A 21,873-nucleotide genomic window follows, 5' to 3' on the forward strand; every position below is an offset into this window, starting at 1 on the left:
GGATGCTCTTGGCTTTTGCCGTGTCTGCAGTCATGGTAAGCAAGCCTTCGTAAGTCTGAGTTTGCGAGGGAGAACGCTTGGTTGCAGTTCCCAAGAGATCAGGCAAATCACTGAACGAAGCGCTTAATAGGCCAAGGTCGAATTCAATTTTTAAAAAACCGAGGTTATGTATTGATGCCTTTGTGTTATCGCATGGGCTATTCGGGCAATTCGATCAAGGTATGTCGCCGATGTGGTTGCCGTTTAAGCGTGTGGTGCTGTTTTGCGCTGCGGTGGGTGCTTTGACCCTGACCTGATCCATTCCTCTGCAGAATCACTGCATTGATGGGGAGCGTGGTGGCTGGAGCTGGTGTGAATCCTGCTGATGAGCGCTGGCCTTGGTGGCCGCTGCTTCCACCTGGTTCTCAGTTGTTGAAACAGGTCTGAAGGCCTAGTCCCTGAGTTGCCCCTGGAATTTTGTGCAACTGGGCAGTTTTATGGGTAACTGCTCCACTCCTAAAGGGGCTGGGATCCGTCGTTGTGCCTCCGTTTCAGTCTTATGGGAATCAAGCGTGAATGGCTTGAAGAATGGTTTCTGAGGGCCTTGAACTCTGGGTTTGGCTCAGCAGTCGAGAGCAGTCGGAGAAACAGCGCCTGGTCTGTCTGGTGAACAGGCAAGAAGCGATGCTCATCCAGATCAAGCTCGATGCAACTACGCATGATGTTCAGTTCGTTTTGTTGAGCGACTACCCCTTGCCAGCACGGCTTGGGTAACCCGTTGCACTGCAGCGGATGCTGAGGCATCTAAGCATCGAGATGTGGATCAAACTGCAGACGATCGGTTGGCAGCGCTGCGTGCCGCCATAAGAAAAAATACGCACTATCAGGACCAACATTCTTTTTGGCGCGAATATGATTAATAAAATTTATTCCTCGTCAAGGTTTTCATTTTTATGCGTTCTCTTGCGATTGCTTTGTCTTTTGGGATGGTGTTTGGTGGATTGGCTGATCGGGGACCGATCACCCATGCCCAATCGGTTGATGTCACAAACATCAAAGATGAACTCAGTCCCAGTGAATTCAGGGCCTATGGAGAAAGTTCACCGAAGAATCTGAGGTCTCGCATTGGTGAGCTCACGTTCACCAAGGGTGGTTTTGCAGGCGGTTACCCCAGTCTTGAGTCCATTAAGACTCTCAAAAATGAGCTCGATTTTCACAAGGCAACGCAGGCGTACATCTGGGCCGTTCCGATTGTCAGTTATGCCCGATGGCTTGAGTCCCATGAAGAGCTTTTCGGGGCCAAGGATGGTCAGATCGTGCGGATGACCTCTCCTAAGGCGAAGCAGGGAATTCTGACGGCAAATGCCACGACTCCCTATGCAGTTGCCTTTGCAGATCTTTCAAGAACAGGGCCATTGGTTTTTGACATTCCTAAAGGAATGTCAGCAGGAGTTGTCAATGACATCTGGCAGCGTGGCATTCATGATTTTGGGATGTCTGGTCCGGATCGAGGCAATGGCGCGAAGCTGCTCATCCTTGCGCCTGAGATGGCGATTCCAAATGGTTTGGATGCCAATGAGTACACCGTGATCCGTAACGGTTCGAACATTGTGTTTCTCGGGATCAGGGCTTTGATGCCTGATCCTGCTGAGGCGGATCAGCTGTTATCAAGTTTCCGCATCTTCCCTTACGCAAAACGGGCCAATCCCACCCTGCATCCGATCATTGATGTGGACGAAAGCACGGAGTGGGGGCAATGGCAGCCCCATGGGATGGCCTACTGGCAGGCGTTGAAAAAAATCCTCGATCGCGAAGTTTTTGAAGATCGCGATCGTTTTTTTCTGAGCATGCTCGCTTCGCTTGGTTTGGAGAAGGGTCAACCTTTTCAGCCCACGGCGGCTCAAGCTGAAGTCTTGAAAGAAGCTGCCGTGATCGGTGAGGCGATGCTCAAATCGATCACCTTTGATAAGCCTTTCTCGAACAATGCTCCCTACAAGGGCACGAACTGGGATCAGCTGATGGTGGTCACGGTTGATGATCGAGACGGTGATATGGACCAGCTGTATCGCAGGGCTGCCTTTACTTGGGAGGCTGTTTCAAGGGGTAAGGCTTATTACATCGAGCAGGCAGGCGTCGGACAGCAATACCGTACGGCTTACAAGGATGGTAAGGGCAACTTTTTCGAGGGCGACAAGCACTACAAGCTGACGATGCCCCCCAATGCGCCGGCTGAGGTTTTCTGGTCGATTGTGGTTTATGACGTCAATACGCGCACGCTGATTCTCAACGATGAAGGAAGGGCTGCATTGAGCTCGCGAACCGGTCTGATTCAGAACGAGGATGGTTCAGTGACGGTGCACTTCAGCCCTGAATTGCCGGCTGGCGTTCAAAAAGCCAATTGGATCCAGCCCAATCCTGATGAGAGCTGGTTCTCCTACCTGCGCTTTTATGGACCGACTCAGGCCTATTTCGATCAGACCTATCCCTTGCAGGACATCATGCCTGTGAACTAATGACTACATGAGCAAGCCCCGCTTCGGGTCTGCTAGCGAAAGTTTTACTAGGGACGTGTGTTCAGTCCTTCCGACCACATCAAAGTTTTCAGGCAATTCAATTCAACAACAAGGAGATTTGAGAATGAAAATCAATCGACTCACCCTCACTGCAGCGTTTTTTGCAGGGTCAATTGCCGTTTTACCCCTCCAAGCGCAGGAGAGCCCAACCTATAAAGCGAAGGTTCCCGAGCAATTGCTAACTCCCGACAAGATGGAGAGCAGCTATCTCGGTGAACTGAGATTTCAAGACGGTTTTCCAACGAAGGAAACTGCCTCCAAAGTGAGCAACTTCGTGGACATCTCCCGGGCGGTTGAATTGTTCATCAATGGAACACCAGCCGCTTCGATGTATGGAATGCTGAACGGGCACGTCAAAATCGGTCTGGTGCCCAACCACTCCGTGGGGATCACTGAAGAGTTGATGAATGCTCGCTCCCTGTGGCTCACGCCACAGACGACCACGCCTTACGTGCATGCGGAAGTCGATGTAAAAGACGGACCCGTGGTGATCGAGATCGGCACACCGGTGCTTGGTTTTGTGAATGATGCTTTCTTCCGTTATGTCACGGACCTGGGGGTGGTTGGCGCCGACAAGGGCAAAGGTGGCAAATACCTTTTCGTAGGTCCTGATTATAAAGGGGAGATCCCCGAAGGATATTTCGTCTCCAGGACATCGACTTACCGTCATTGGGCGTTGATGCGTATCGCCGCCAAACCTGGTGAAACCAAGGAGGCCATTGAGGCCTTCAAGAAAACTTTCAAGATTTACCCACTTGCTGATGCCAACAACCCGAAGCCGACTGGGTTTATCAATCTCTCCAGTAAGCAATACAACACTATTCATGCCAATGACGCGAGCTTCTATGACGAGCTCAATGAAGTGATTCAGTATGAGCCTGCGACCGCTTGGGATCCTGAGCTGGTTGGGCAAGCCGGGGCGATTGGCATCAAAAAGGGACAGGCGTTCAATCCGGACGATCGGATGAAGAAGATCCTCACCGAGGCTTCCACCATCGCCAATGCCTATGCACGGACTGTGGTCTTCAGCCCTCGCAATGAAGAGGTTTACTTTTACCCAGGGAAGCGTCAGTGGTATTCCCCTCTGGCTGGAGGCAGCCATGAGTTTCTCAACAATGGCGAGCGCGTGTTAGATGATCGCCTGATCTTTTACTACTACGCCACGGGCAGCACCCCAATGATGGTGAAGCCGATGGTTGGCAAGGGATCGGTCTATGCGATGGCAACCACTGATAGCAATGGTGTGCCTCTGAATGGAGCGAAGACTTACAAGGTGACGTTGCCAGCACCGATTCCGGCCAAAGACTTCTGGTCTTTCATGGTCTATGACAATCAGACTCGTTCGATCCTCGAGACCGATCAGGTCACCGGTGGGTTAGATAGCAACTCAAAAGGTGTGAAACTGAATCCCGATGGATCTGCGACCGTCTACTTCGGCCCTAAGGCTCCTGAAGGACAAGAAGGGAATTGGGTGCAGACCATGCCCGCAAAGGGATACAACGCGATTCTTCGCCTTTACGGACCGCTTGAACCATGGTTCGAAAAAAGCTGGATGCCAGGCGACTTTGAATCAGTCAACTAGCTGGACAATTTTCATGCCCTCAATGCATTCAGACAACTGCACCACTTGCGTAGCGAGTGGTGCAGTTCTGCGCTGGAGTGGGTGGTTTGACCCTGGCCTGACCCATTCCTCTGCAGAATCACTGCATTGATGGGGAGCGTGGTGGCTGGAGCTGGTGTGAATCCTGCTGATCAGCGCTGGGGTTTCTGGCCGCTGCTGCCGCTCTATCCCTATGGACGCCGCCGCACGGTGTTCAATGAGCTGATCCCCGGTGAGCTCTGGAGCTTTGAGCAGCTGCAAGGGGTGTACTACGTGGCTGTGCCGATTCGCCTCACGGTGGTGAGGGTTCCCGGCGGCTTGATGTTGGTGAATCCCCTGCCGCCCACCCGGGAGCTCCTCAAGAAACTCGCGGATCTGGAGGCTGTGCATGGTCCTGTGCAGACCATCGTGATGCCGACGGCATCGGGGCTCGAGCACAAGCTCCCTCTAGGACCTCTGGCCCGCGCTTTCCCGCAGGCCGATCTCTGGGTGTGCCCTGGCCAGTGGAGTTTCCCTGTGCAACTTCCCCTCAGCTGGTTGGGGGTTCCGAAACGCCGCACCCGGGTTCTGCTCGACGACGGGGTGCCCCACCCAGAGATCTGCGATTGGTTGTCGCTCGGTCCATTGGATCTCGGTGTGGGGCGATTTCAGGAGATCAGCTGTTTTCACCGCCCTTCCGGGGCCCTTCTGGTGACCGATGCACTGGTGGGGATCAGCGCTGAGCCTCCTGCGGTGTTTGATGCAGACCCCACCCCCCTGCTGTTCCACGCCCGTGAGCGCGGTGATCAGCCGCTCCTGGATTCAGCTGAGGCACGCTGCAAAGGTTGGGCCCGGCTTGTGCTGTTCGCCTCCTACCTGAGGCCGGAACCACTGGAGGTTCCTTCGTTGCTGCAGGTGCTTCGCCAGGCGTTTCGTCCGGGTTTGCGCTCGCCCCGTGAGCACTTCGGGCTCTATCCCTTCTCCTGGCAGGACGGCTGGCAGCAGGCGGCGGCGGCGTTGATGGGGGATCCAGCCCCGCGTCTGCAGGTGGCTCCGGTTTTGGAGCGGCTGGTGCTGCCGCGGGCACGCCAAGCCCTGCTCGGTTGGTTGGATGAAGTGGCAGGCCTTGAGTCCATGCGTTGGCTCGTGCCAGCGCACTACAGCGCTCCTCTGGCGTTCACTCCTGAGATCGCCAATGTGTTCAAGGAGGAACTTCTCCAGAGGCCGTGGGCCCCAGATCAGGGAAGCTGGGACTTTCTTGCCGGGATCGACACAACGTTGTTGCGCTACAAGCTGGTGCCGCCTGACCCCTTCAAAGATTGAGTTCGTCGTCGGGGCCGATGGCCATCTCCTCGTCGCCAAACATCGCTTCTTCCAATTCCTTGCGCTGCTCCATCTGACGCAGGAAATACCCGGTCATCATTGCGGAGGCCAGCATGTTGGCCAGGTTGTCGCGATTGGCGGTGACCTTCACCTCAAATTGTTCGCCGGGGAGCATTCCCAGCAGACCCTGCACGTTGTGTCGAATCACATCCTGAATGTCGTTGCTCGCAGATTTCGCGACGCGCTGCAACACATCAGGTGATTGATCCTGCAGGTACTGAATCAGTCCGTTGACGGGTTGTCCGTCCTGGCTGTCCGTGGTCAGGAACTCCGGGTTGAACATCCCGCCGCTCTCCGTCAGGACCCTGAACCTATCGCAGCTGTGTGCTGCGTCACAGTTGAATCCGGTTGTGAGAACCGAATCGGACCGAACCGTGCCAGGGGCCAGTAGCGCCATACAGCCGTTCCGATCACCAGGTTGTCCGGAAGCGCCCCCCACAGATGGGAATCAAGGCTGGCATTGCGGTTGTCGCCCATCACCCACACCGTGCCATCGGGCACGGTGATTGGTTCCATGGCGTAGTCGATCGCTTCATCCAGCCAGGGTTCGTTCACCACGCTGTTGTTGCGCAGCAGCTGTCCATCTCGAACCTCGAGCTGATCGCCGGGCAGACCCACCACCCGTTTGATCAGCGCCGCATTCGGGTCGTAGCCGGCCGCTGCCAGTTGGGGGGGGACAGCGAAGACCACGATGCTGTTCAGGGGAAGGGTCTGGTGTGTGGCGCGATCGAACTTCGGCCTCAGCTTTTCCACCAGAATTCGGTCTTGAAGCTGAAGGGTTGGCAGCATCGACCCCGATGGAATCCAGCGCGGTTCCAGCACCTGCCAGCGCAGCAGCAGTGCCAGAACCACCCACAGCAGCAGGGAGATCCAGCCACTCCGGCGTGTGGCGGACTGATCGGGTTGGCTGGGCATCGAAGGGACGGACCCGGGGGTAGGCGTTGGACGAGGATCGCATCAGCGCTGCCGACCGGTCTGAGCCACGCCATCGCCAATCTCAAGGCAGCTGTGAGCCTCCTGGCCCATCTGCAGCACCAGGGACTTCGGCAGATTGTGCTCTGCCCTGGCAGCCGTTCCGCACCTCTGGCCCTGGCGGCCGGCGGCTTGGCCAGGCAGGGGGAGCTGACGCTGGTGACCGCGATCGATGAGCGTTCAGCTGCTTTCCATGCCCTCGGGCTGGCCCAGGCCTCCGGTCGTGCCACAGCGGTGATCACCACCTCTGGAACGGCTGTGGCCAATCTGCTGCCCGCAGCCGTCGAGGCTGATCGGTCCTGCATTCCCCTCCTGCTGCTCACGGCCGACCGACCGACGCGCCTGAAGGACTGCGGCGCCAACCAAACCGTGAATCAGGAGCAGTTTCTCGCCCCCGTTTGCCGCGCGTTTCTGAGCAGCCCAGGCGAGGGGCTTCACCACGAGAACGACGTTCAGCTGCAAAGCCTGGCGTCGTCGCTCTGGGAGAGGGCGCTGGGATCGGCAGGGCCTGTGCACCTGAATCTGCCGTTCGAGGAGCCACTCCATCCCAGCGAGGCCGAGCAGCAGGCGTTTTGGTCGGCGTGGCAACCCCTGCCGGCTGCTGGTGGCGAGCATCACCCTGCTGAGCCACGCTCCACCCCCTGGGATGGTCCGGTTCCGGACTGGTCCCGTCCGGGCGTGGTGGTGGCAGGACCCTGGCGTGGTCTGGAGGCGGATCGTCCCGCTTACCAGCGGGCGCTGCAGGAGTTGGCTCTCACCACCGGCTGGCCTGTTCTGTTGGATCCTCTGGCTGCTGCGCCCCAGGACCTCCCAGGGGTGATCCGCCATTGGGACCTGATGCTGCCGGCCGGTCTGCCCACGCCCGAGCGATCGCTTCAGGTGCTGCGCCTCGGTCCTCTTCCGGCCAGCCGCCGGCTTGAAGCCTGGCTGCGCGCGCTGGGGCCGGGGCAATGGCTCATCAGTGAGGGGGACTGCCGCAGCCTCGACCCCCTCGGCCTGGCCAGCCAGTGCAGCCTGGGGCTCGCCAGCTGGTGGGACTGCGTGTCTCCCAATCCCTTGTCGTTGGCGCCTGGCCCCAGCAGCTTGCTCACGGCCTGGCGTGATCTGGAGGCCGCTGTGGCTGGTGAACTGGCCCGACAGTTGCCCCAGGCCGGCCCTGTCAGCGAACCGGCCCTGATGCACGTTCTGCCGCAGCTGCTGCCGCCAGCCTTGCCCGTGATGCTGGCCGCCAGCAGTCCCGTGCGGGACTGGCAGGCCTTTGCGGCTGCCGACGCCGGCCAACGCCGTTGCTTCAGTTTTCGCGGAGCCTCCGGCATCGATGGCACTCTCTCCCTGGCGGTTGGTCTGTCCCGGGAGCTCGGCCCTCTGGTGCTGCTCACCGGTGATCTGGCACTGCTGCATGACAGCAATGGCTGGCTGTTGGCGTCGGCCTCAGCCCCGCCTCTGTTGGTGCTGTTGATCGACAACGGCGGCGGCGGGATCTTCGGGCAACTGCCGATTCCAACCGCGCCTGCAGCTGCGTTCGACCATCTGTTCGCCATGCCCCAGGCGGTGGATCCACTGGCGTTGGCCAGGGCCCACGCTGTGCCCACCCGTCAGCTGGCCAGCCTCGAGGATCTCCCTCAGGCTTTGGAGTGGGGACTGGACCAGCGGCGAGCGGTGCTGCTGCGGGTCTGCACGAACCGCGGGGCTGATGCCGCCCTAAGGCAGATGCTGCGGCGAGAGGTGGAACAGGCGCTCTGCGTTGTTCAAGGCAGTACAAAAGAAGGCTGATCTTCTCCGCCTCCATGGCCGATCCCACCTCCCAATCCGTGCTTCCTGGTGATCCGGGTGTGGTGTGGCAACCCTGGGGGGACTACAGCGACGTGCTGTTGCATCGAGCCCAGCCAGGGATCGCGCGGGTGGCGATCAATCGCCCGCACAAGCGCAATGCTTTCCGCCCCCGCACGGTGGTGGAACTGTGTGATGCCTTCACCCGCATCCGCGATGACAGCAGCATCGGCGTGGTGTTGTTCACCGGTGTCGGTCCTGCGGACGATGGTGGCTACGCCTTCTGTGCCGGTGGCGACCAAAGCGTGCGCGGTGATGGCGGCTATCTCGATGAGGACGGCCTGCCCAGGCTGAACGTGCTCGACCTGCAGCGGATCATCCGCAGCCTGCCCAAGGTGGTGATCGCCCTGGTGGCGGGCTATGCCATCGGTGGCGGTCAGGTGCTGCACCTGCTCTGCGATCTCAGCCTCGCCGCGGAGAATGCTGTGTTCGGCCAAACCGGCCCGCGGGTCGGCAGCTTTGACGGCGGTTTTGGTGCCGGGTATCTGGCTCGGGTCGTGGGCCAGCGCAAGGCCAGGGAAATCTGGTTTCTCTGCCGTCGCTACGGAGCGGAGGAGGCGCTGCAGATGGGACTGATCAATGCCATCGTTCCGCTGCACAAGCTCGAAGCTGAGGGCGTGCGTTGGGCCCTGGAGGTTCTGCAGCACAGCCCCACGGCGATCCGTTGCCTGAAGGCGTCCTTCAATGCCGAAACCGATGGCCTGGCGGGTATCCAGGAACTGGCCGGTCAGGCCACGCATCTCTTCTATCGAACGCAGGAGGGGCAGGAGGGGCGCAACGCCTTCCTCGAGAAGCGAGATCCTGATTTCTCAGCCTCTCCCTGGCTCCCCTAGCTAAAAAAGTTGCATCGACACCTCCGTTTCGGCGCCGCGATGCTCCAGCGCATCCTTCCAGCAACCCTTTCACTGTTTGCCTTGGTTGCGCTCCAGCCGCTGTGCTCGCTGAGGGCTGTCCAGGCGGCGGATGGTCCCAAGACTGACGTGTCTGGGGCTTCAACAGAACGGGAACCGGATCCGATTCCTCCCCTGGCAGCACCGGTGAGCGATGCCGATTCGATGGCGCGCGTCCCGGCCGATCTCCTGCAACGCGTGGGGCTCCAGCTCGTGCTCGATCGCCAGCACCGACAGGTACTTGTGCTCCACGATGGTTTGCTCACGCGCCGCTTCCCCGCGGCGGTGGGCACGGTGGGCTGGGAAACTCCATCCGGGCGTTTCCGTGTGATGCAGATGGTGAAAGAGCCGGTTTGGACGCACCCTGTCAGCGGCGAACTGCTGGGCCCGGAGGAAGCCACCAATCCCTTGGGATCGCGTTGGATCGGCTTCCATCGCGACTGCAAGGGCCGGGAAGGTTGGGATGGTGAGCAGTATCTCGATATCGATGGCTGCACGGTGGCGGGGTTTCATGGCACCCCTTACCGCTGGACGGTGGGACGAGCCGTGTCCCATGGCTGTGTGCGCCTTTATGAGGAGAATGTTCAGGAGATCTTTGAGATGGTGCGGGTCGGTACTCCGGTGACAGTGCTTCCTTAAATCGCTAGTTTGAAAGTGTTCTTTTGGTGAGAGTTTTAAGAGTCAATGATGAATTGCACGGGCCTATCAATGATTCGTGCCATTGGTCTTGGGCTTTCTATTGCACTGTTGGGTAGCTGTTCAAATTCAAAAAAATCGAGCGGTCCCTTTACGCCAGCAGCTCAGGTCAATCCCAGCCTTGATCAGCGGGTGATCGAGCGCGCCTACCGCGCGGGTGAGGCGAACGATTTTTTTGCGATTTCTGGATCTCAACTGAATCAGGATTTGATTTTGATGGGATTTGAGCGCTTTATGGCATTGCAGCGGGGTGTTCTACTGACCCGGCAACTGCGTGATAATTTCACTGCGCTTGGTTACTTTCAGCAAACCACAAAGGCCGGTTTAGCCGAGCTCTGCAATCAAGACCGTGAATTTCTTGCATTGGCTGCAGCAACGTCGAGCCTGGCTGACCGGCCTAAGGGGTATCCCGTCGAGACGATTGGCTGTGAAAATGGAGATACTGTTGTTGCTGTGCCCCTTGGCTTTGATGCCAAGATTTTTGCTGTTTCGCCATTAAATACCTTTGCAAATTCAATCGATTTAAAGGTTTTAGCCGAAGCTTCACGCAAGGCGAACGGCAATCTTCGTTGGAGTGATTTGAACCCCGAATGGCCTGCGCGACTTGTTCGTTGGGCATTCCCGGTGCATATGCCTTTTACAACTCACATGCAGAGGTTGGGGGTTCAGCTGCCGGATAATTTGCTGCTCGCCTCGAATTACACGAAAATATTTGAAGCGGCTAATAAAGATCCCGATATTTTGATTTATTCGTTTTTCAGCCCTACCCTAAATGCGCGATTGCAGGGCAGTAATTTCAGGATTCTTCCAGTGCAGAATCGACTACTTGGCGCACCAGTGATGCCTAGCGTGAAGACAATTAAAAAGACTTATCCAGAAGCTCTTGAGACAGAGATAATGCTTTTTGTTAATACCAGTCGATCGAAGTCGTGCATCGCTCTTTCCTTTGCAGATTTCCTTTTAACGTTCAACGAGTTAATTCTATATGAGCAGAATATGGCACCTCTTTTGCCAGAGACCAGGCGCAAAACTCTCAAGCGCTTGCGTCAAATTGAGGTTTCTGACGATTTTCAATCGATTCCCTTCTGTCAATTTGCAGCCCAGGCTCAATCTTCTGGCAAGCGCTCGGTGGGTGAGTGATCAATGCTGAATCTTCGTCGTTTTCATGTTCGTCGTTGTCTGATTGCAATTGTTGCTGTCAGTCTTGGATTGCTTCTTGCGTTCAGTTCCGCATTAGGGTTGCGTGCAGAGGGGCAGGTTGAGCCAGTTGTTGCTGGCAATTCGGATATTGTTCCCTCTGTTTTAATGCAAGATGTAGATCCGAATTGTCAACTTTATGATCGTTGTGAAGAGTCTTTTAAGTCAACTTTTGGCTCGATCACGATTCAATCATTGCAACAGCGGCTTGATTCTCCTGATGTATTTGTCGTTAACGGTACCATTGGTTTTCGCTGGATCCCCCAGGCTTATCCAGGCTGGGATCCATCTCAATTGAAGATTGATTGTCAATCGAGAGGGTGTGACTTTCCAGGTTGGACATCGGTCAGTATTGCTGAGGACGAACTCAGCCGAACTTGGTCGGCCCGCTTTGCGGCTCATGTTTACGAATCTTCGACCTTGAAGCTCTATCCATTTGACCAGCATTGGGTTCACTTGAAGTTAAGTGGTATGGATCCAGTATCCCAGGAGTTTTTGTCGTATATTGACGTTTCGAATTACGATATAGAGGTTGATCGCAGGGTTCTCAGCGGGTCTTCGAGTAATTTCCATGTGAATTACGGGACATCGAGTACCACCATTAATGCGCATTCAAATGATTTTTATGCTGTTCGTGGTGAGCCGAGGCTTTCGACCTCTCAGTCATTGAAGAATCGGAACGCTTCGGGTGAATCCAGCATGGATAAAAAAGCCGTTTTCAAGGCAGCGAAGCCCTTGGATTCCAACTCCTTTGTGATTGCTTTTCAGGTTAGAAGGCGCCTCCCCGCGGCTCTTTGGATGGTTGTGATTCCTTTGGCTTTAATTTTGCTCAACACAAACCTGGCCTTCCATTGGCGCGAAAACAGTCCTGCCAGTCGTTTTGGTTCTTCGGGTTTGTTAACAGCAGTTAGTCTTTTCTTTGCTTCAAGGGTGTTCCGCCCTGACGTTGGTTATCTCGTTTTTACGGACCTTTGGTTCCTGTTTGCTTTCGTCGTGATTACAGTCAATAATATTTTGTTGATTTGGCTGTTTCGCTATTATAAGCATCGACAAGTGCTCAAGTCGATTGATCCCGATAACGTTTCGCCTGCCTATTTCGCTGAGAACAAATTGACTGTCTTTTCGGCAGTCTTTATTCTCGTCATTGGCTTGTCATTCCTGTTGTCTTCGTGGTTGATGTCTCGACCACCGACAATTCCTGGTGAGTTTCTTGCTGGCAATTCGAGTTACGCACAGATGGGTGCCAGTGCCATTCGGGTCTATACGCGAACAGAGTTGGCGTCTGACCAGGGCGGGCTCATTCCTTACAAGCCTTAGTGGATGCAGGATGCACGGTGCATTGCATGGGTCTCATCCCCAGTGATGCACCAGGAACTGAACAGGCGGAATTGCGCTTAAAGTCGCGCCGCTTAACCGGTTTGACTGACCATGCGCGTGCTCTTTGCTGCCGCTGAATGTGCACCGATGGTGAAGGTGGGTGGCATGGGCGATGTGGTCGGCTCGTTGCCGCCCGCCCTCGCGCAACTCGGGCACGATGTGCGCCTGATCATGCCTGGTTACGGCAAGCTCTGGAGTTCTCTGGACATCCCTGCGGAGCCGATCTGGCGAGCCCAGACCATGGGCACGGAATTCGCCGTTTTCGAGACGCGACACCCCACCAATGGTTTGCCGCTCTACCTGGTGGGTCACCCTGTCTTTGATCCCGAGCGCATCTACGGCGGGGAAGACGAAGACTGGCGGTTCACCTTCTTCGCCAGCGCAGCGGCAGAATTTTCCTGGAATGTCTGGAAGCCCCAGGTGCTGCATTGCCATGACTGGCACACCGGCATGATTCCGGTGTGGATGCACCAGGACCCTGAGATCAGCACGGTGTTCACGATCCACAACCTCAAGTACCAGGGACCCTGGCGCTGGAAGCTGGACCGCATCACCTGGTGTCCCTGGTACATGCAGGGAGACCACACCATGGCCGCTGCGCTTCTCTACGCCGATCGGGTCAACGCTGTTTCGCCCACATACGCCCAGGAAATTCGGACGTCCGAATACGGCGAAAAGCTGGAGGGATTGCTCAACTACATCTCCGGCAAGCTGCGCGGCATTCTCAACGGCATCGACCTCGAGGCCTGGAATCCAGCCACAGACAAGGCTCTTCCGGCCACCTTCAGCTCAGCCAACCTGGCCGGCAAAGCCACCTGCAAGCAGGTTCTGCAGGAACGCATGGGCCTGACGTTGAATCCCGACACGTTTTTGCTCGGCATGGTGAGCCGCCTGGTGGATCAAAAGGGAGTGGATCTGCTGCTTCAGGTCGCAGACCGTCTGCTCGCCTACACCGACACGCAGATCGTTGTTCTGGGTACTGGGGATCGCGGTCTGGAGTCTGGTCTGTGGCAACTGGCTTCTCGTCATCCCGGGCGTGTGGCCGTCTTCCTCACCTACGACGATGCCCTTTCGCGTTTGATCTACGCAGGCAGCGATGCCTTCCTGATGCCGAGCCGTTTTGAACCCTGCGGCATCAGCCAGCTCTATGCCATGCGCTACGGCTGTGTGCCGGTGGTGCGCAAGGTGGGCGGCTTGGTCGACACGGTGCCGCCCCACGATCCCCGGCAGAAGAGCGGCACGGGCTTCTGTTTTGATCGATTCGAGCCTGTGGATTTCTATACCGCCCTGGTTCGTGCCTGGGAGGCCTTCCGCCATCCGGAGAGTTGGAAAGAGCTTCAGCGGCGCGGGATGGAGCAGGACTACAGCTGGGCTCGCTCAGCACTGGAGTACGACCGCATGTACCGCGATGTTTGCGGGCTTAAGGAGCCCAGTCCCGACGCTGCTGCTGTGGAACAGTTCTCCCAGGGACAGGAGGCCGATCCCTCCCGTCATGGTGGAGCCTCGCAGACGCTCTCTCCCTCTGAAGAAGCCCCCATCGAAAGCAGTGAGGCGTCGAGTGGATCAACCCCGGTGCGCACCAGCCGCAACCCTCTCGCCAGGCTGCTTGGCAAACAGCGACGATGATGGGGTATGGCTGATCCCCCGGACAAAGGCGCTTTACCCGCTCCCTACGAGAGTCCATGGGAGGCCCTGCGCCGTGATGTGCCCGCTGCCCTGGCCGACCTGCGCCTCCGGGCTCAGGAACTCTGGCGACGCAATCGAGAGGGGGATCTCTCCACACCTGGGTTCTGGCCCCAGGACCTCGCGCCGCTGTTCTGGCCGCTGCTCCTGCTGCTGATTGTTGGTGTGTTGGTGCTGGGGGGACTGCAACTCCAAGGAGCCCTTGCCTCGAAAGAGGACCCGGAGCCTCCTGGTATCGAACGCATTCTCACCACGCCGCTGCCCGAGGCCAGACCTCTGGCGGTGATTCCAGAGCCCGCTGCTTCTGAGCCCCTCGCTGTCCCGAGCGAGCCTGTACAGCCTGAGCTTCCTGAGCCCGTGGCCGCTGAGCCTTCGGCCGTCGAGCCAGAGGTCCCTCTGTTGCAGGTCACACCCCTTTTAAGCCTTCTCGCTGATGCGGATCGTGATTCCGCCATTCCCCAGGGGTTGCTGTTGACAGCCCAGCCAGTCCCGGAGCGCAATGGGGCTGTGCTGACGCTTGATGCCCAGCAGTGGGTGGCCCTGGAATCATCCCAACGGCTTGAACGCGCCGAAGCCTGGTGGCAACAGCTCCAGGAGGAGGGATATGACGATCTCACCCTCGAAGATGCAGGCCACCATCTGCTGGCACGGCCATCCCGCGTCGGGAACGGCATGATCATGTTCGATCCGCTGAACACGCCGTGACACTGCAGCTCTCCCAGCTGGTGGAGCTCTGGGGGCAGCCCCTCTGGGCGGGTGGTCCTGCTCCGGATCTGTCGAAGGCCCTTGGACCGGTCTGCACCGATAGCCGCACACTCGAGCCGGGATCGTTCTTCATCCCGCTGCGCGGGGAGCGATTCGATGGCCATCGCTTCCTCAGCAGTGCTGTTGAGCGTGGTGCCCAGGCTGCTTTTGTGGCCAGCGACTGTGCCCATGCCGTGCCAGACGGCCTGCTGCACTGGAAAGTGGCGGACACGCTCGAGGCCTACCAGCAGCTGGCCACCCTGCATCGCCGCCAACTGAATGCGGCCGTGGTGGCGGTGACCGGATCAGCCGGAAAAACCACCACTCGCGAATTGATTCGCTCGGCACTGGCACCCCTGGGCGATGTGCAAGCCAGCGACAGCAACAACAACAACGACATCGGTGTGCCGCTCACCCTCCTGGGGGCGCACCGCAGCCATGCAGCGGTGGTTGTGGAGATGGGAATGCGTGGAGCTGGTGAGATTGAACGTCTCTCCTGTTGTGCGGAACCGGAAATCGCTGTGATTACCAATATCGGCACGGCGCACATCGGGCGGCTCGGGAGCCGCGCGGCCATTGCCTCCGCTAAGTGTGAGATCACTGCAGCACTCTCGCCCCGTGGCGTTGTGGTGATCCCGGCTGGCGATGCGCTTCTGGAGGATGCGTTATCGCGCTGCTGGACGGGTCGCATTCTGCGTGTGTCCCTTGAGGGGGATGAGCCAGAGGGTGGCCCTGACGTGAGTGGTCTGACCTCGGCAGCGCTGCCTGCTCCTGATCTTGTTGGTGTTTTTCAGCCTGAGGATCAATCGCTGGCGTTCCAAGGTCTGCGCTTCCGCTGCCCTCTTGAGGGGCGTCACAACGCCCGCAACTTCATGCTGGCTCTGGCGGTTGCGTCCGAACTCGAGGTGCCCCTGCACTCTCTTGAAGCCATGGATGTGGCAATGCCGGGCGGACGGAACAAGCGTCTGAGCATGGGCGGCGTTTCCTTGCTCGATGAGACCTACAACGCTTCACCGGAAGCGGTGTTGGCCGCTCTGGAGTTGCTCGCTCACCAACCGGGGCGTCGCTTTGCTGTGTTGGGAACCATGCTGGAGCTCGGCAGTCGCAGCGTTGAACTGCACCGGCGTGTGGCTCAGAGGGCTGTTGATCTCAAACTTGATGGACTGGTGGTTGTCGCGGGCGGAGATGAAGGCGACGTGATGGAGGCCACAGCCTGCTCTCTCAGTCGCTTCACACGGGTTCAGACCCCTGAAGACGCGGCCTTGCCGTTGCGTGGATGGTTGAAGCCGGGAGACACGGTGCTCCTCAAGGCCAGCCGTGGTGTGGCGCTGGAGCGTCTGATCCCTGTCCTGCGGACCACGCTGATCGGCTGATCAGGCGGCCACCAGGCTGGAGTGACCCTCCTCGCAGCGGATCAGATCGATCGCGTTGGGATGGTCTTTGATGTACTTGATCATCTCCATGGCCAAGACCCGAGCCTCAAAAGCATCGCCGGCGTAGTAGCAGCCTTCGATGCGATTGCTGTTGGCATCGCGGTAGCGCACGGTGTAGCGCTTGTGATCGTGCATGGATCCAGTGGATGGATGCTTCCAACCTCACGCATCGAAGGCCCTTTGCCATCATCAATTCGTGAAGAGATTCTGGTGATTTGAATAAGTTTCTTGGGAGTTAATTGTCCCTTGAACTTGTCTTCTCAGAAGAGCAATCTGATGGGGAATTGCTGACGCTTCATGCAGCACAATCACGTTTTTTTCAGGAATTCCAGCCCTCTTTCACCCATTGTTTGGCACGACCCAGTGCCAGGGAGCCATTTGGAACATCTTTGGTGATCGTGGATCCTGCTCCGATCGTCACATCGGCGCCGATGGTGACCGGGGCGACCAGCACCGAATTGGCTCCTGTCTTGCTTCGGTCTCCGATCACGGTGCGGTGTTTGTTGACACCGTCGTAATTTGCGGTGATCGTTCCGGCGCCCACATTCACGTCTGTTCCAAGTTCTGCATCACCGATGTAACTCAGGTGGTTCACCTTGGTGCCTGCGGCCAGGGTGCTCTTCTTCACTTCAACAAAGTTGCCGATGCGGCAGCCTTCGCCGATGTCCGCGGCCGGCCTCAGGTTGGCAAAAGGGCCAACCGCTACATCGCGAGCGACTTTGGCACCGCGGACCACCGAATGCAGCACGGTGACATTCTCGGCCAGTTCGGAATCCTCAAGCAGGCTGCCCGGTCCGAGGCGGCAGTTGTCGCCGATGCTGCACACACCACGCAGGTGGGTCTGAGGTTCGATCACAACGTCGCGTCCAAACCGGCATGACTCACTCAACGTGCAGCTGGCTGGATCCACGAAGGTCACGCCCTGATCCATCCAATGGTCGCGAAGGCGCTGTTGAAGCAGGGTTTCGCACTGCGCCAGTTGACGTCGGTTGTTGATTCCGTTCACTTCATCGGCGTCCGCCACCTCCACATGCATGGCGCGCTCCAGCATGGAGACGGTATCGGTGAGATAGAGCTCACCCTGGTCGTTGTCGGTGCTGAGCTTGGGCAGCACAGCCAGGAGCTTGCTCCAGTTGAAGCAGTAAATGCCAGCGTTGGTGAGGGTGTTGCGACGTTGCTCTTCCGTGCAATCACGGTGCTCAACAATGGCGCTCACCCGACCGTCATCGTCGGCGAAGACACGGCCGTACCCTGTCGGATCGTTCAGGCGCGCCGTGAGCAAGGTCACGTCGGCGCCGCTGTTGCGGTGGGTTTCCACCAGCTGCTCAATGGTTTCGGCCCGAAGCAGGGGAACGTCTCCATTCAGGACCAGCAATTCCCCGGTAAAGCTCTGAAGAGGAGCGATTAACTGCTGAACGGCATGGCCGGTTCCGTTCTGCGGTTGCTGAAGAACGAATTCCAAACCGTCGAGATGATTGAGCTGCGCTTCCACGCGCTCGGCTTGGTGTCCCACGATCAGGATCCGGCGTTCTGGTGCCAGCGTTCGGGCACTGGCCAGAACCCGCTCCACCAGCGTGGCTCCTGCCAGAGGCTGCAGCACCTTCGGCAGAGCACTCTTCATGCGTGTGCCTTTTCCTGCGGCCAGAACGGCAACGGCGAGCATGGTCTGCAGAACGAATCCGAGGGAATCTACCGGCATCAGCCGGTGGCGTCTCACCGCCAGCGCCTCTGCCAGGAATTGGTCGCTTCCAGCTCGCAGCTGGCCTGCTCCGCACCCCGGCGCCGCAGGATCGCAGCGCTGTCGTCAGTGCCGTTGGGATCACGGAAGGGCACGGCGGCGCGGGTGTGGAGGTGCTCCTCTTCCATGGTCGACAGTGCTCTCCAGCCCGGTCCGGCCGCAGGAATCGGCTCTCCGGCACGGACGGCCATCGTGCCGCTGCTCCAACCGGGCCGTTCCCCTGGAGCTGGCAGGAGCGACAGCAGCATCAAACCGCTCCGCCGCAGGCTGGCTCTCACCGCCGCAGATCGGCTGTACGTGAGCAGACGTCCGCCAGGTGCCAGACGTGCAGCTAAGCCTGCCAGGAACTCCTCGGTCCACAACTCCGGGCAACGCTGCGGAGAGAAGGCGTCCTGGAGGATCAGATCGAAACGCTGTTGCTCGGGGATCGTCTGCAGCATGCGCCGGGCGTCTCCCCAGAGCAGCTCGCCGCTGCTGCGGGTGTGATGCCAACGGCCGTGAGCACGCAACTGCTGGAGGATCTGCAGCACGGGTGGCGACCAGCTGTTGCGGAAGTCCAGCTGGGTTAGGGCCAGCTCCAGGGGGCGCCGGTCGAGTTCCAGTCCCCACCACAGCAACTCGGGAGCTGGTGAGGGCAGTGCCTCCAGCAGCACGGCGCTGTTGTATCCGAGGCCCACACAGACATCGAGAACCCTGAGCGGTGTGCCGTTGCCGAATCGCTCGAGCTGGGCGGGAACCGCGAATTTTGCGACGGCTTCGTTGCGGGCGCCGGCTGAGTTGTGAAAGGCCTCGCCGAAGCGTTCGCTCTGCAGGCTGAAACTTCCGTCCGCCGTCGGGTAGGCGTGCAAAGGCCCGAGATCAGATGCGCAGTCGGGCAAGGTCATCCCAGAACGATGGGTAAGACACGGCTGCGGCGTCGCTTCGCTCCAGCGTGGAATCACCGCTCGCCAGCAGCGATGCCACCGCCAAACTCATGGCCACGCGGTGATCCGTTTCGCTGTCCAACGCAGCCCCGCGCAAGGGACGACCACCGCGAATCACCAGACCGTCGGGCGTTTCATCAAGATCCGCGCCCATGGTCTTGAGTTGACGGGCCATCACGGCCAGCCGATCGGTTTCCTTCACCCGCAGTTCGGCAGCGCCGCTGATGTGGCTTTCGCCCTCGCAGAAACAGGCCGCCACCGTGAGGATCGGCACTTCATCCACCAGCCGCGGCATGATCTCCTCGCCGAAGCGGAAGGGTTGCAACGGGCCGCTGGTCACGTGCAGATCGCCCACGGGTTCTCCAGCCACATCGCGGCGGTTGAGCACCTCGATCTTGGCTCCCATCTGCTCCAGCACATCCAGCACGCCGGTGCGCGTGGGGTTCAGACCCACGTTCTCCACGGTGAGGTCAGCGCCGGGAACCAGGGCGCCCGCCACCAGCCAGAAGGCTGCAGAACTGATATCCCCGGGCACGACAACGTGTTGTCCCTGCAGGCGGGCCCCCGGCTTCACGCTGATGTGCCGGCCCATTTCCCCTCCGACGGTGAGATCGGCTCCGAAGGCCTTCAGCATCCGTTCGCTGTGGTCGCGCGAGGGAGCGGGCTCAATCACGGTGGTGGGGCCATCGGCGGTGAGTGCCGCCAGCAGCAGCGCTGATTTCACCTGGGCACTGGCCACAGGGGTCCCCACCACCGCCCCCCGCAGACGGCGTCCCTGCACCGCCAGCGGCGCGTAGTTGCCATCACCTCGGCCCCGCACTTCGGCCCCGAGCATGGCCAGCGGCTGCCCCACCCGTTGCATTGGTCGGCGGCGGAGCGAGGCGTCACCAGTGAGCACGAAGTGACGCCCGTCACGGCCTGCCAGCAACCCGAGCATCAGGCGCATGGTGGTGCCTGAGTTGCCGCAGTCGAGCACGGTGTCTGGTTCCTGCAGGCCATCGAGGCCAACGCCGGTGACGCGGATCAAGTCGCCTTCCCCAATCGGGCTGATCTCAGCCCCCATGGCCCTCAAGCAGGCGGCGGTGCTGATTGGGTCTTCCGCAGGGAGCAAGCCTTCGATGGTGGTGACACCGTCGGCAATCGCGCCGAATAAGAGGGCCCGGTGGGAGATCGACTTGTCTCCCGGCACCCTCACAGCCCCCTTGAGGCTTCCGCCGGCTTTCAATTCACGGGCAGCGGCGGTGGATCCCGTCACGTGGTTCAGGAAGCTTTGGATGCCGGCGATCCTATGGGTCGGTTCTGCAGCAGGGCATCGAGGGCATAGCCAAACAGGCTTGGATCCGGCTCTTGGTTGGCCAGATCGTCCAGCCCCAGTTCCCCGAGCCGGTCTGTCACCCGTTGCTCCAGATCATCGGGGCGGCTCAAGGGCTCTCCCCAGTCGTGATTTTTCTCAGGGCCGATCTTGGTGGTGGCATCGATGGCCATGCGTCCACCTAAACCCAGCTGCTCACTCGCGAAATCAAGGGTGTCAAACGGCGTGTTCTCGAGAACGAACAGATCGCGTTGGGGATCCACCTGAGCGGCGATGGCCCACACCACCTGCCGGGGATCGCGCACGTTCAGATGGCTGTCGATCACCACAACAAATTTGGTGTAGGTGAATTGGGGCAGCGCACTCCAGAAGGCCATGGCCGCCCGCTTCGCCTGCCCTGGATAGGCCTTGTCGATCGAAATCACCGCCAGCTTGTAGCTGAGCGCTTCCATGGGCAGGAAGAAATCCTTGATCTCGGGAATCTGCTGCCTCAGGATCGGCGTGTAGATCCTGTTGAGAGCGATGGCCAGCATCGCTTCTTCCTTCGGTGGCCGGCCGCTGAACGTTGTGAGGAAGATCGGATCGCGGCGCTGGGTCATGCAGTGGAAGCGCACCAATGCTGAGTCTTCGACGCCGCCGTAGAACCCCATGTGATCGCCAAAGGGGCCATCGGGAAGAACCTCACCAGGGGTGATCGTTCCTTCCAGCACCACTTCGCTGTGGCTTGGAACCTGGAGATCGAGGGTCTTGCAGGGTGAAAGCCGCACACCTTCGCCGGCATAAATCCCTGCGAACAGCCATTCACTCAGTTGCACGGGGATCGGTGTGGCCGCGGCCATCACCAGCAGTGGATGCACGCCGATGGCCACAGCCACCTCGAGTTTTTTACCCATGGCCGCGGCTTTGCGCAGGTGGCGCGCCCCACCACGCACGCTGAGCCAGTGCACCGTCATGGTGTTCACCGACTGCCTCTGCAGCCGATACACGCCAACGTTCGGCACTCCGGTTTCCGGATCTTTGGTGATCACCAGTCCGAGGGTGATCACTCCGCCCGCATCGCCCGGCCAGGGCCTGATCAGCGGAATCTGGCTGAGATCCACCTCGTCGCCTTTAAAGATCTGTTGGCGGCAGGGAGGCAGCAGGTCACGATCGGGTCGTGCTTTCACCAGATCCCAAAACACCCGCGCGAATTTCTTGGTTTCTCCCAAGCCCTTGGGAGGACGCGGCTGTTGCAGCAGGGCCAGCCGTTCTCCGAGCTCCTCGAGTTGCTCCGGCCGCTCGAGGCCCATGCTCCACACCACGCGCTCCACTGTTCCAAGCAGGTTCACGGCGACCGGCATCGACGAACCGATCACGTTTTCGAACAGAAGCGCTGGTCCACCACTGGCCAGAACGCGATCGGCGATGGCGGCCAGTTCGAGATCGGGATCAACGGGGGCCTGGATCCGCCTCAGTTGTCCACGCTCCTCCAACAGCTGGATGAACGAACGCAGATCCCGGGTGCCGGGACCGGGGCGGAACAGAGCCATGAAGACAACACCTCAGCGGTGGGTGGTCTCGGTAC

19 protein-coding genes are annotated in these 21,873 nt (G+C 59.1%); 12 read left to right on the plus strand and 7 right to left on the minus strand.

The genetic code is table 11. The features are described 5' to 3' along the window. Positions 1-567 precede the first annotated feature (567 nt). From KQ296_RS10725 to KQ296_RS10740, 4 genes are all read left to right on the plus strand, one after another. Entirely contained in the window at positions 568-753 is a 186-nt protein-coding gene (locus tag KQ296_RS10725; protein WP_011932923.1) for a hypothetical protein, read from the plus strand. Positions 754-1,301: 548 nt separating this feature from the next. Next, positions 1,302-2,492: a DUF1214 domain-containing protein gene (locus KQ296_RS10730; RefSeq protein ID WP_259726491.1), complete on the plus strand. Its 1,191-nt coding sequence runs from the start codon at positions 1,302-1,304 to the stop codon at positions 2,490-2,492. 7 nt (positions 2,493-2,499) lie between these two features. Continuing rightward, positions 2,500-4,134 carry a DUF1254 domain-containing protein gene (locus KQ296_RS10735; protein ID WP_259726492.1) on the plus strand — a complete coding sequence of 545 codons (1,635 nt, stop codon included), beginning with the start codon at positions 2,500-2,502 and terminating at the stop codon, positions 4,132-4,134. Positions 4,135-4,263: 129 nt separating this feature from the next. Continuing rightward, positions 4,264-5,454, plus strand: a complete 1,191-nt coding sequence (locus tag KQ296_RS10740; RefSeq protein ID WP_011932926.1) for a DUF4336 domain-containing protein — start codon at positions 4,264-4,266, stop codon at positions 5,452-5,454. Here KQ296_RS10740 and KQ296_RS10745 read toward each other — a convergent pair. Both KQ296_RS10745 and lepB read right to left on the minus strand, forming a co-directional pair. Further along, positions 5,444-5,797: a DUF760 domain-containing protein gene (locus tag KQ296_RS10745; protein ID WP_011932927.1), complete on the minus strand. Its 354-nt coding sequence runs from the start codon at positions 5,795-5,797 to the stop codon at positions 5,444-5,446. The two genes, KQ296_RS10740 and KQ296_RS10745, sit on opposite strands and share 11 nt — an antisense overlap. Positions 5,798-5,811: 14 nt before the next feature. Further along, positions 5,812-6,429, minus strand: coding sequence for a signal peptidase I (lepB, locus tag KQ296_RS10750; protein ID WP_011932928.1), 618 nt, complete (start codon positions 6,427-6,429; stop codon positions 5,812-5,814). A gap of 93 nt (positions 6,430-6,522) precedes the next feature. Between lepB and menD the strand changes: the two genes are divergently transcribed. The 8 genes from menD (at position 6,523) to murF (ending at position 16,276) form a co-directional block, all read left to right on the plus strand. Beyond that, positions 6,523-8,259 carry a 2-succinyl-5-enolpyruvyl-6-hydroxy-3-cyclohexene-1-carboxylic-acid synthase gene (menD, locus tag KQ296_RS10755; protein ID WP_011932929.1) on the plus strand — a complete coding sequence of 579 codons (1,737 nt, stop codon included), beginning with the start codon at positions 6,523-6,525 and terminating at the stop codon, positions 8,257-8,259. A 14-nt stretch (positions 8,260-8,273) separates the two neighbouring features. Next, positions 8,274-9,149, plus strand: coding sequence for a 1,4-dihydroxy-2-naphthoyl-CoA synthase (menB, locus tag KQ296_RS10760; protein WP_011932930.1), 876 nt, complete (start codon positions 8,274-8,276; stop codon positions 9,147-9,149). A 39-nt stretch (positions 9,150-9,188) separates the two neighbouring features. After that, the gene (locus tag KQ296_RS10765; RefSeq protein WP_011932931.1) at positions 9,189-9,845 is read left to right on the plus strand and encodes a L,D-transpeptidase; all 657 of its coding nucleotides are present in this window, start codon (positions 9,189-9,191) and stop codon (positions 9,843-9,845) included. A gap of 69 nt (positions 9,846-9,914) precedes the next feature. Further along, positions 9,915-11,042 (plus strand): hypothetical protein, encoded by a 1,128-nt coding sequence (locus KQ296_RS10770; RefSeq protein WP_259726493.1) that lies wholly within the window; start codon positions 9,915-9,917, stop codon positions 11,040-11,042. A 3-nt stretch (positions 11,043-11,045) separates the two neighbouring features. Then, complete coding sequence (locus tag KQ296_RS10775) at positions 11,046-12,416, plus strand: hypothetical protein (RefSeq protein WP_011932933.1); 1,371 nt, start codon at positions 11,046-11,048, stop codon at positions 12,414-12,416. Between the two features lie 111 nt (positions 12,417-12,527). After that, on the plus strand, positions 12,528-14,102 hold the full coding sequence (gene glgA, locus KQ296_RS10780) for a glycogen synthase GlgA (protein WP_011932934.1): 1,575 nt from the start codon (positions 12,528-12,530) through the stop codon (positions 14,100-14,102). A gap of 6 nt (positions 14,103-14,108) precedes the next feature. Further along, positions 14,109-14,864, plus strand: coding sequence for a hypothetical protein (locus KQ296_RS10785; protein ID WP_011932935.1), 756 nt, complete (start codon positions 14,109-14,111; stop codon positions 14,862-14,864). Beyond that, on the plus strand, positions 14,861-16,276 hold the full coding sequence (gene murF / locus KQ296_RS10790; protein ID WP_011932936.1) for a UDP-N-acetylmuramoyl-tripeptide--D-alanyl-D-alanine ligase: 1,416 nt from the start codon (positions 14,861-14,863) through the stop codon (positions 16,274-16,276). The genes KQ296_RS10785 and murF overlap by 4 nt, the downstream gene beginning before the upstream one ends. On the opposite strand, the gene KQ296_RS10795 is transcribed toward murF, so the two are convergent. The 5 genes from KQ296_RS10795 to KQ296_RS10815 form a co-directional block, all read right to left on the minus strand. After that, complete coding sequence (locus KQ296_RS10795) at positions 16,277-16,471, minus strand: hypothetical protein (protein ID WP_011932937.1); 195 nt, start codon at positions 16,469-16,471, stop codon at positions 16,277-16,279. Between the two features lie 184 nt (positions 16,472-16,655). Further along, entirely contained in the window at positions 16,656-17,999 is a 1,344-nt protein-coding gene (gene glmU, locus KQ296_RS10800; RefSeq protein ID WP_041428462.1) for a bifunctional UDP-N-acetylglucosamine diphosphorylase/glucosamine-1-phosphate N-acetyltransferase GlmU, read from the minus strand. A 50-nt stretch (positions 18,000-18,049) separates the two neighbouring features. Further along, the gene (locus KQ296_RS10805) at positions 18,050-18,958 is read right to left on the minus strand and encodes an MnmC family methyltransferase (protein ID WP_011932939.1); all 909 of its coding nucleotides are present in this window, start codon (positions 18,956-18,958) and stop codon (positions 18,050-18,052) included. Further along, positions 18,933-20,252, minus strand: coding sequence for a 3-phosphoshikimate 1-carboxyvinyltransferase (gene aroA / locus KQ296_RS10810; RefSeq protein ID WP_011932940.1), 1,320 nt, complete (start codon positions 20,250-20,252; stop codon positions 18,933-18,935). The genes KQ296_RS10805 and aroA overlap by 26 nt, the downstream gene beginning before the upstream one ends. Before the next feature lie 5 nt (positions 20,253-20,257). Further along, on the minus strand, positions 20,258-21,838 hold the full coding sequence (locus KQ296_RS10815; RefSeq protein ID WP_011932941.1) for a UbiD family decarboxylase: 1,581 nt from the start codon (positions 21,836-21,838) through the stop codon (positions 20,258-20,260). Positions 21,839-21,873: the final 35 nt, after the last annotated feature.

The organism is Synechococcus sp. CS-197, from assembly GCF_025128215.1.
Lineage (GTDB): Bacteria > Cyanobacteriota > Cyanobacteriia > PCC-6307 > Cyanobiaceae > Synechococcus_C.